The following is a 10,028-nucleotide window of genomic DNA, read 5'->3' on the forward strand; positions in this document are numbered from 1 at the left end:
GGGAGGACCTTTCCGAGGGGATCAGCGCACCGAGCGGATACGCAGGACGACCAGACCGCCGAGCACCGTGAAGACCCCGGCGACCAGATACAGCAACGTGTAGTTCTTCTCGCCGCCGGCCGCACCGACCGCGAGGAAGATCGGCGCGATCAACGGTGCCACCGCCTGCGGGATCGAGACCGCGAAACCGATGATGCTCATGAATCGTCCGGCATCGGTCTCCCGCTCGGGAAGGACGTCGAGCAGCAGAGCCTGGTCGACCGCGGCGAACATCCCGATGCCCACCGAGGAGAGCAGTGACCCCGGGATGATGAGCGGCAGGCCGGGGGCGAACGCCATCGTGATCGCGCCGGCACCGAACAGCACACCGGCGAGCAGCACGAAGACCCGTCGGCGGCGGAGCCGGTCGGAGAGGAAGCCGCCTCCGAGCGCACCCACGGTGGTCGCGAGGATGCCGCCGAGCGCGACCGCGGCGATGATCCCCGCGACCTCCTCCACCGAGATCTCGAGCCGGGAGGCGATGAAGAACGCGGTGAACGTCGTGTTCAGCGACAGACCGAAGTAGAAGAGGAAACGACCGAGCCAGTTGCACGCGTAGTCGGGGTACCGGCGGGGATCGAAGACGAACTTGCGGAGCAGTCGCCCGACCGTCAGCCTCTCGCCCAGATCGAGCAGCCGGCTGTCGGCTTCCGGCACGAAGACGACGAACAACGCGACCGCGACGACGCCGACCGCGCCGGGCACGAGGAAGAGCAGCAGGTCGTTCCCCGACACCAGACCCGCGAGCCCGACGCCCAAAACCGGCGCCACCTGGGTCGCGAAGCCGGTGAGCCCGGCGACCTTGCCCCGCTGCGACTCGGGAAGCCGATCCGCGGTGGAGATCTGAAGATTACCCAGGACCGTTCCCCAGGTGAGCTGCATGAGCACCCAGGCCGCACCCAGGCTGAGGACGTTCGGGGCCTGCGCCATGAACACCAGCGCTCCGATGCCCAGGAGCGTCCCGCCGATCATGAACGGGCGTCGCCGCCCCAGCCGGGTGCGCGTCCGGTCGCTCAGGATGCCGGCGAACGGCCCGGTGAGCACGACCGCGAACGCACCCGCGCCGATGATGTAGCCGAGGTACTCGTCGCGGCCGGGCGCGAGGTCCTCCAGGCGGATCGAGAGTGAGATCGCGATCGGGGTGATGAAGGCGACGAAGACGCCGAACTGTGCGAGCGTCATCAGCCAGATGTATCGGGGGCCGACCTCCGGCAGGTCGTCCCCGCCGGTGGCGGGCGGAATCGGCAACGAGGCGGGTAACGGGGTGGCGACCGAGGCGGCGTCGCCGTCGGACAAGGTCATGGAAGCTCCGGAGGGGGAGGCGTTAGACCGCGGCCGGGTGCAGCGAGGCGGCCAGGTCGGCCTCGAGCTCGGCGGACGCGCCGGGGACGAACTGCAGAACGGTATTGAGCGAGACCCCGGCGGCCTCGGGTGACGAGCCGTCGATCGGAATGCCGGGGAAGTGCTTGGCGAACACGTCGGTGACCGAGCGCCAGACCGCCGGGTCGGTGGCGAGCACGGACAGCGGGGTGTCCATCGTGAACTCGGTCGGTTCGCTCTGCGGCACCGCGTACTCCCAGCGGTGGCTGCCGCCGGAGACTTCGAGGACGAGGCCGTCCGGATGGAGCGGCAGCACGACGGTCGCGGTGGTGCCAGCCGGGACCCGCACGTCGACCGCCGCGCGCCCCTCGTCGATCCGCCAGGAGACCGCGACCCGGCCGTGCACGGTGTCGTGTGTGACGCTCGCGTGCGTGAGGCCACCCCCGGGTTGGGGGGCGATCCGCATGCGCCGATAGCCGGGTTCGACCGCCGACAGACCACCGATGGTGCGGTGCATCCAGTCGGCGACCGCGCCGAGCGCGTAGTGGTTGAGCGAGGTCATGCCCGAGGGGTTGATCGTGCCGTCCGGGCGGATGGAGTCCCACCGTTCCCAGATCGTGGTCGCGCCCTGGGTCACCGGGTAGAGGAACGACGGGCAGCCGGTCTCCAGCAGCAGGAGATAGGCCTCGTCCAGATGTCCGGTGCTGCTCAGGGCGTCGCAGACCAGCGGGGTGCCGGCGAAGCCGGTCGAGATCCGGTACCCGGCCTTGGCGACCAGCTCCGCCAGCCGGGCACCCGCTGTGGCGCGCTGCTCCTCGTCGAGAATGTCGAAGCAGAGCGCGAGCGCGTACGCGGTCGCGGACTCGTTCACGACGCGTCCGGCCTCGGTGACGTACTCCCGGCGGAACGCCGCCCGCACCCGGTCGTGGAGCGCGGTCAGCCAGGTGGCGTCGGTCCCCTCACCGAGGAGCTCTGCCGCTTCGGCGGCTTCGCGGGTGGTCTTGCACAGGTAGGCGGCCGCGACGAGATGCCGGTCGGTCTTTCCACCGGCCGCGTTGTTCATCGGCGCGTCCGGGTCGAGCCAGTCGCCGAACTGGTAGCCGGTGCTCCATAGTCCGTGCGCGTCCAGACGGCCTTCGACGTCGCGCAGGAACCTGATCATCGGCGGGTAGGCGCGACGCAGCCCGTCGTGCTCGCCGTACTCGCGGTAGAGCATCCACGGCAAGCTCACGACGACGTCGCTCCAGAGCGCGGTCGGCGCACACGGGTTGGCCAGCACGTCCGGCACGACCCACGGCACGTAGCCCTTCTCCGCCTGCTCGACAGCCAGGTCGTCCAGCCACTCGCCGAGCACGCCGCGCACGTCGTAGAGGAACGCCGCGGTCGGGGCGAACGCATTCAGGTCGCCGGTCCACCCGAGCCGTTCGTCCCGCTGGGGACAGTCGGTCGGAACCCCCACGAAGTTGTCGCGCATCGACCAGACGACGTTCGAGTGCAGCTGGTCGAGCAGCGGGTTCGACGTCGAGAACCAGCCGGTGCGGGTCATGTCGCTGTGCACCACCACCGCGGTCACCGACTCCGGCGTCACCTCCCCCGGATAGCCGTCGACCTCGACATACCGGAAGCCGTGGAACGTGAAACGCGGCTCCCACACCTCCGTGCCGGTTCCCGCGAGCGTGTACCGGTCGGTCGCCGCCGCCGTGCGCAGCGTCTCGGTCTCCAGCTCACCGTCGCCGGTCAACACCTCCGCATGGCGCAGGGTTACCGTCCGCCCCGCCTCGCCGGAGACCGCGAGCCGCACCCAGCCGGAAATGTTCTGCCCGAAATCGACGATCATCCGACCCGACGGACGCGTCGTGATCGCGGTCGGCGCGAGCTCCTCGATCCGCCGGATCGGCGGGGCGTCGGTGGTGAACAGCGCTTCGCGCGGCCAATCGACGACCTGGACCGGCGACCAACCGCTGTCGTCGAACCCGGGCCGACTCCACCCCAGCGGCTCGCTCCGAGCGTCGTAGGTCTCCCCGTCGTAAATGCCGTTGGCTCCCACCCCTCCGAGGCCCGCGCGGAAGCCGTCGCCGGTTCCGAACACCTCGGTCCGGTCGGCGTACTCCAGCTCCAGCTGCAGGAAGAGCGCCGGGCGGTCCGCGTAGTGATTGCGCCGGTGGTCGTACCCGATCCGTCCCAGCGCCCAGCCCTGACCCAGGATGCCGCCAAAGGCGTTGGCTCCCGGCGTGACCAGCTCCGTGACGTCGTACTCACTGACCCGCAGCCGGTGCCGGTAGGACGTCCAGCCGGGAGCGAGCACCTCGTCCCCGATCCGCGTGCCGTTGAGGTACGGCTCGACGAGCCCGATCGCGGTGGCGTACAGCGTCGCGCGTCGCGGTGGGTCCTCGACGACGACCTCGCCCCGCAGGTAGGGGGCGGGATCGTCGGGCTGGACGCCGTTGGCGAACGCGGGGGTGACGAACTCCGCCTGCCAGCGGGAAGGCATCGCGACTCCTGGAGTGAGGGGTTACTAGCGCGCGCTAGTATGGCCGTGATGGTAAGCCGCTATCACTAGCGCGCGCAAGCAGTCGGCGGTCCGGCCGACAACCCCTCTCGGGAGATCTCCATGCTCGAACGCTTCACCGACCGCACCGTCCTCGTCACCGGGGGCAGCTCCGGCATCGGCCAGGCGACGGTCCTCCGCCTGCTGACCGAAGGCGCCACGGTCGTCGCCGCGGATGTTTCGACCTCTGGCCTGGCCGAGACCACCGAACGCGCGGTCACGGACGGCACCGCCGATCGACTGACGACGACGACGCTGGACATCTCCGACGAGAACGCCGTCGACATGGTCGTGCCGCGGGCGATCGACCGGCTCGGCAAACTCGACGTCCTGGTCAATGCCGCCGGCATGTTGCGCGGCGCACACACCCACGACTGCTCGCTCGAGCTGTGGAACCGGGTCATCGCCGTGAACCTGACCGGCACGTTTCTGGTCACCCGAGCCGCGTTGCCAGCACTGTTGGCCACCGGGCGGGGCGTGATCGTGAACTTCAGCTCGACCTCGGCGTCGTTCGCTCATCCGTTCATGGCTGCCTACTCGGCGAGCAAGGGCGGCATCGAGGCGTTCACCCACAGCATCGCCCAGGAGTACTCCAAGCAGGGCCTTCGCGCGGTCAACGTGGCGCCGGGCAGCATCAGCAGCGGCATCACGAACAGCTTCGGCGACCTGGTTCCCGCCGACATCGACTGGAGCCTGCTCGGCAAGCTGTCGCCCGCGATCGGCCACGGCTTCGCCGGCCCGGAAGCCGTCGCCGGCGTCGTCGCGATGCTCGCCTCCGACGACGGCGCGTTCGTGACCGGGACCGAGATTCGCGTCGACGGCGGCACCCACCAGTAATCCGAGGCCGAGGGCTACAGTTTGGTGCACGGGTAGAGGGAGGCGGACGGTGCGGGAGGCGGCACCCAAGCGGGTCACGGCCGCCGACATCGCCCGGGAGATCGGTGTGTCCCGGGCCACCGTCGGATTCGTGCTGAACAACACCCCGGGACAGACGATCTCCGAGGCGACGCGGCAGCGGGTTCTCGACGCCGCCACTCGCCTCGGCTATCGGCCGCACAGCGCCGCCCGTGCGCTGGCCAGCGGTCGCAGCCAACTCGTCCTGCTCGTCCTTCCGGATTGGCCGATCGAGTTCAGCATGCGGCTTTACCTCGAGGAGGCGTACCGAGTCCTGGAGGACGCGGGCTACGCGCTGGTCACCGCGACGCGGCACGCCGGCACCGGCACCCGCCCGCTCTGGGAATCGCTCAACCCGGACGTCGTCGTGGGATTCCATCCGTTCGACGCCGACGACGTCGCCTCGATGCGGGCCAGCGGCGTCGGGGTGATCTTTCCCGACCCCGCGCTGCCCGGTGACCCGGGTGACATCGGCACGTTCGCCGAGGGCCCCCGGCTCCAAGCGCTCCACCTGCACGAACTGGGTCATCGTCGACTCGGTTTCGCCGCCGCACCCGACCTGCGGGTCGCCGCGCTGACCGAGGAACGTGCCCGGCTGGCCCAGGACGCGGCCCGCGCGCTGGACCTACCGCCGTTGCGGGTGAAGACCGTCGACCATCGGGACGGTTCGGCGCGGCGCGCGGTCGAGGAGTGGCGGGCCGCCGGGGTCACCGGCGTCGTGGCCTACAACGACGACGTCGCCGCGGAGGTCGTGGGTGCCGCCGTTCGGGCAGGGGTGTCTGTGCCCGCCGAACTCGCGGTGATCGGCCACGACGACACCCCGATCGCGTCGGTCTTCGTTCCGACGCTCTCGAGCGTCCGGGTCGACCATGCCGCCGCCGGTCGCCTGGTCGCGCACCTGGCTCTGCACCAGGCCGACGGTCGCCCGCTCCCGGCGCCGCTCGAGCCGCTGGACGCGGTGGTCGTTGCCCGCGAGTCGACGCTCGGCCCGATGACGCGCGCGCCTGCGGCCACCCCGATGGGGTGACCGCAGGCGGACGATCACGATCAGCCTGAGATCGACACCTCCCGGTAGGGAGTCAGCCGGACCGGCCCGATGAGCCCGTACTCCTGACGCGGCTGTGCTGCCTGTCCCGGGAACCCATCGGTGACGCGCAGCCGGTTACGCAGCGGCGTCGCGACCCGGATCGTCAGCGTGTTCGTCCCGGCCTTGACGTAGCCGCCGAGGTCGAGCCGTCGTCCGACCTGATCGATCGGCGGCAGCGCGGTGCCGTTCACGGTCACCGAAACGGTGTCCGTGACCCGGCCGAGGTCGAGGTACGCCGACTCACCCGCCTGCAGTCGGATCTCGGTCGAGTACGTGCCGACGCCGGAGACGTCCTGCAGTTCCGGAATCTCCGACCAGGGCTTCAGCTCTGGCAACGTCAATTCGTGGGAGACGACGGTTCGGCGCCCATCGGGTCCGCGGCGCCAGTCGTCCACCGACAGTTTCCACTGCTGCGGTGTGCTGGCGTCCGTCACGGCGGGCACGGTGACCTGAGCCGTGCTGCCGTTGTCCCGCGTCACGGAGTAGGTGCCGGTGCGGCCCGCGCGGAGCCGGAGTTCGCTGCCGACGGCGACGACCTCGGCTCCCTCACCGACAGCGGTCGCGTGTGGACGGGCCGGGCCACCGATCGCGACGAGGGTGGAGCCACCGGCCGGAACGCGAACCGGAACCGTGACCCGCCCCTCCGCCGCGCGGAACCGGCCGACCGGCGTGATGCGTCCGGTCCACGCGTCCAGTGCGTACGGCGCACCTCGGCCTTCCAGGGAGAGGTCCGTGGTGATCGTCGTCGCCGTGGGGTTGAAGAGGTAGTACGCGTCGCCGCCCGACACGGTGCGGCGTGCGGTCAGCAGCCCGGACGCGTCGGTCGGCTCCGCCGCGGGCCGCACTCGCAGTTGGGCGAGCGTCTGGGTGAGCTGAGCCGGCTCAGCGATCCGGCGCACCGACGGCTGCGCCAGCAACTGGGTGACGACCTGGCCGAGCGCCGCGTCCTGCGTCCGGGAGTCCGCCGCACCCGGCACTCGGCGGGGTGCGTCACCCACGACGACGATCGGCAGACCGGCACGCGCGTGCGCGAGCAGGCGCCGAGCCGTCGCGAGGGGCAGCGTTTCCTGCCGGTCGAGGACCACCGCGCGGTACGCCGGCCCGTCGGGCGCCAGCCTGCGGCCGCTGAGGCTGGCCGCGTTCAACTGGTCGGGTCCGACGTAGTCGTAGGTGAAGGACCCCGCTGTCGGCGCCTGGGCGGTACCGGCGTAACTCTCCCGGTAGACCGCCAGATCCACCGACGGCCGTCCCTGCCGCAGGACGTACTGGGTGCGTGCGGTCCAGGCGGTGATCGCGCGAGTGTCCGCCCAGGTCGGCTGGCGTGGACCCCACGATTCGGAGAAGCCGTTGCCACCCTGCGTCGTGAACGGGGAGAAGCCCGGCCACGGCGTCCCGAGCGCGTTCTCGGTCGCGAAGCCGTGGTAGACGACCTGGTTGACGCCGTGCGCGAACGCGGTGCCGACGTGCCGGAGGACCTGCGGCCACGTCTGGCCGTACGCGCCGTTGTACACCGCGCAGCACTCCAGTGAGTACACCGGGCGGCCGGTCAGGTGGACGGTACCGTTGGCGACCCACCGGAACGGTGAGTCTTGATAGTCGTCTTGGAGGCCGAGCGATTCGGTCTCGGGAACGTCGACGGCTGCGCTGACCCGGGCGGTGTCGATCGTGGTTCCGTACGGCTGCGCCCGGTAGCGCAGACCCCGGCTGTGTGCCCAGCTTTGCAGCGGCTTGACGTGCTCGGCGACGTAGAGGTCGGTCAGCGTGCGGTAGTAGTCCTCCCGGACTCTGGCACCGCTGCCGTCGGTGAACTCAAAATCGGGCGAGTCGCCGGTGCCGACCGGTGTGTACTGCCGGTGAATGCGGTCGATGAACACAACCGGCAGGTACTTCTGCAGCGAGTAACCACGCAGACTCGAGAAGCGGCTCAGGAACGCAGCGGTCCAGTGCTGCGCGGAGTCCAGCTCGAGGGAGTCCTCGAAGAGGTCACCGCCGGATTCGGCCAGCAGCCGCCGCAGCTGCGGGCTGAGGACCCGCTCGTCCCAGAACGCGGTGGAGGCGCGCGCCCCGGCGGCCGAGAAGTGGTCGACCACGTACGCGTCGGGGCTCGACACCGACTGAGCGGAGACGGAGGCTTGGCCGGTGCCCCGCTGCCAGAAGCCGAGGACCAGCCACTGACCCCCGGCCGGTGCCCTCCAGGTCACCGCCCCGTTCCGTACCGAGCCGGTGAGGTCGACGAGAGAAGCCCGGTCCAGTCGCACCGGCTTGGTCGCCGCGCAGTCCCCGGCGCAGCGCACCGCCTGAACCGCCACCAGGGTCTGCTTCGTGACGCCGGCGCGCGGGGCCGGTCCTGTCGGCACCGGCCCACTGAAGGTGCCACCGCCGTCGACGACCGCGCGGCCGTAGACGAGTTCCTGGGCGGCCTGTGGGCTGTCCGGAGTCAACCCGGGCACCACCAGCGGCCAGGCCGGGCCCGCCGTGACGTCGATCTGAACCCCGTACTTACGCCCGGCTTCCACCGCAGTACGCAGTCGCTGGGTGAGCGCGGGACTCCCCCAGCCGTACTGGCCGGGGTCGGTGGTGAAGATGCACGCGATCTCCGCGGCACCGAAACCGCGGTCCGCGATCTGTTTGACCTCGGCGTCGATGTCCGCCGCGTCGAGTTGGCCGCACGGCCACCAGTAACGGATCTTGGGCTGCGCGGCTGCCGGAGGATTGGCGAATTGTTTAGCGAACGTGTCGCCGAGCGGCGCGGGATCGGCCGCTGTCGCGTCGCGGGGCACGGACACGAGCGCGGCAGCCATCAGCAGCGCCACCGCGCTGACGGTTAATCGCCGACGAGTGAAAGAGAGCATGCGGACTCCGGTTGTGGGAGCGGGAATACGCTTCCTTGAAACGTTTCACTATCGCTGTGCTGGCCGGAGAATAGGGATCGTCGATTGCGCCCGTCAAGCGAGTCCGAATTCTTCTTGACGTGTTCTTCAGGGAGCTGGAAAGCAAATCTTTTATTGACCGATCCCGTGTCCCGCTCAGTGGGAGACGCAATTGAATCGGCCAGCGTGGATGGATATTCCCCGTCAGACGTGAGGCAGGTCGGGCACCCCGTAGTCACCGCGGAAGAACAGCAGCGGCGGATGGTCACGGGTCACCGCGAGCTCGCGGACCGCGCCGACCACGATGTGGTGATCCCCGCCGTCGTGTACGGCATGGATGTCGCAATCCACCCACGCGAGAGAACCGGCGAGCACGAACGCCCCGGCCTCGGTGCGGTGCCAGGAGACGCCGTCGAACTTGCTCTTCCCGGGCCGACCGAGCGCGGCACAGACCTGCTGCTGATCAGCGGCGAGAACGTTGACGGTGAACCGTCCGGCCGCGTGGAGCTTCGGCCAGCTGGTCGAGTTGCGGCCCGGGCAGATCAGCACCAGCGGTGGTGACAGCGAGAGGGAGGTGAACGACTGGCAGGCCAGACCCGTCGGCGCACCGTCCGCATCCAGCCCGGCGACCACCGTCACACCGGACGGAAAGTGTCCGAGAGCGTGCCGGAACCGGGCCGTGTCCGCGCCCGTGCCGGACACGGCGGGAGCCTGCGACATGCGTTGCCTCCAGAGTTGACCTGACGTCACCGGCGCGCCGCAGCCGCTGCGCGACGAGCACCTACCGGTGGGGCACGCCTTCGATGCTGCGGCGACGGGGCGTCGGCGGGGAGTCGCGGTCCCGGTGACCGGGAGACCGCGCCCCCCCGGGTGCTCCGCGCCAGCGATCCGTTCCCGCAGGCACATGGCCCGATGCATGACCAAACCGCGCCGATCGCCGCTGGCTGGCCTGTCGCGCTGTCTGATGCCTCTGAGATTTGGGACGGCCGCTGACCCGCTGTTTCCCTGTCAGCCAGGGCGCCCTGAACACGGAGGCCCGCATGACCGCTCCGAGCGTCCCGGCGGCCGATTTACTCTCCGCGTGGGCCGCACGCAAGTGCCCCGCCAGACGGCAGACCGGTGATACTGAGCCGCCGACCGGGCTCCGGTTCGCCTTCCACGCACGCACCTCCACCACCCGATTCCAGGACCCGGCCTCATCGATCGGCTGGCAATGCCGCGCCGCACAAGACCTCGTCAGTAGCGCCGGGACTGTCTCGCCAACGGTGTT

Annotated in this window: 6 protein-coding genes; 2 read left to right on the forward strand and 4 right to left on the reverse strand. The window is 70.2% G+C overall.

From position 1 onward, the window contains the following. Positions 1-21: 21 nt before the first annotated feature. Positions 22-1,341, reverse strand: coding sequence for an MFS transporter (locus ABEB28_RS04720; protein WP_345726714.1), 1,320 nt, complete (start codon positions 1,339-1,341; stop codon positions 22-24). Positions 1,342-1,363: 22 nt separating this feature from the next. Then, a complete protein-coding gene (locus ABEB28_RS04725) occupies positions 1,364-3,850 on the reverse strand; it encodes a glycoside hydrolase family 78 protein (protein WP_345726715.1) in 2,487 nt (828 codons plus the stop codon). Between the two features lie 120 nt (positions 3,851-3,970). On the opposite strand from ABEB28_RS04725, the gene ABEB28_RS04730 reads away from it, so the two are divergent. Further along, entirely contained in the window at positions 3,971-4,744 is a 774-nt protein-coding gene (locus ABEB28_RS04730) for an SDR family NAD(P)-dependent oxidoreductase (RefSeq protein ID WP_345726716.1), read from the forward strand. A 49-nt stretch (positions 4,745-4,793) separates the two neighbouring features. After that, complete coding sequence (locus ABEB28_RS04735; RefSeq protein ID WP_345726717.1) at positions 4,794-5,828, forward strand: LacI family DNA-binding transcriptional regulator; 1,035 nt, start codon at positions 4,794-4,796, stop codon at positions 5,826-5,828. Between the two features lie 20 nt (positions 5,829-5,848). On the opposite strand, the gene ABEB28_RS04740 is transcribed toward ABEB28_RS04735, so the two are convergent. Together ABEB28_RS04740 and ABEB28_RS04745 are read right to left on the reverse strand one after the other, a co-directional pair. Beyond that, complete coding sequence (locus ABEB28_RS04740) at positions 5,849-8,740, reverse strand: glycosyl hydrolase (protein ID WP_345726718.1); 2,892 nt, start codon at positions 8,738-8,740, stop codon at positions 5,849-5,851. 222 nt (positions 8,741-8,962) lie between these two features. Continuing rightward, a complete protein-coding gene (locus tag ABEB28_RS04745) occupies positions 8,963-9,478 on the reverse strand; it encodes a flavin reductase family protein (protein WP_345726719.1) in 516 nt (171 codons plus the stop codon). Positions 9,479-10,028: the final 550 nt, after the last annotated feature.

The sequence above is a fragment of the Cryptosporangium minutisporangium genome, assembly GCF_039536245.1.
Classification (GTDB): Bacteria; Actinomycetota; Actinomycetes; order Mycobacteriales; family Cryptosporangiaceae; genus Cryptosporangium; species Cryptosporangium minutisporangium.

Excerpts from the sequence above, each read along its gene's own strand:
- ABEB28_RS04725 (WP_345726715.1), bottom strand. The coding sequence starts at position 3,850 with ATGCCTTCCCGCTGGCAGGCGGAGTTCGTCACCCCCGCGTTCGCCAAC.
- ABEB28_RS04730 (WP_345726716.1), top strand. The coding sequence starts at position 3,971 with ATGCTCGAACGCTTCACCGACCGCACCGTCCTCGTCACCGGGGGCAGC.
- ABEB28_RS04720 (WP_345726714.1), bottom strand. The coding sequence starts at position 1,341 with ATGACCTTGTCCGACGGCGACGCCGCCTCGGTCGCCACCCCGTTACCC.
- ABEB28_RS04745 (WP_345726719.1), bottom strand. The coding sequence starts at position 9,478 with ATGTCGCAGGCTCCCGCCGTGTCCGGCACGGGCGCGGACACGGCCCGG.
- ABEB28_RS04740 (WP_345726718.1), bottom strand. The coding sequence starts at position 8,740 with ATGCTCTCTTTCACTCGTCGGCGATTAACCGTCAGCGCGGTGGCGCTG.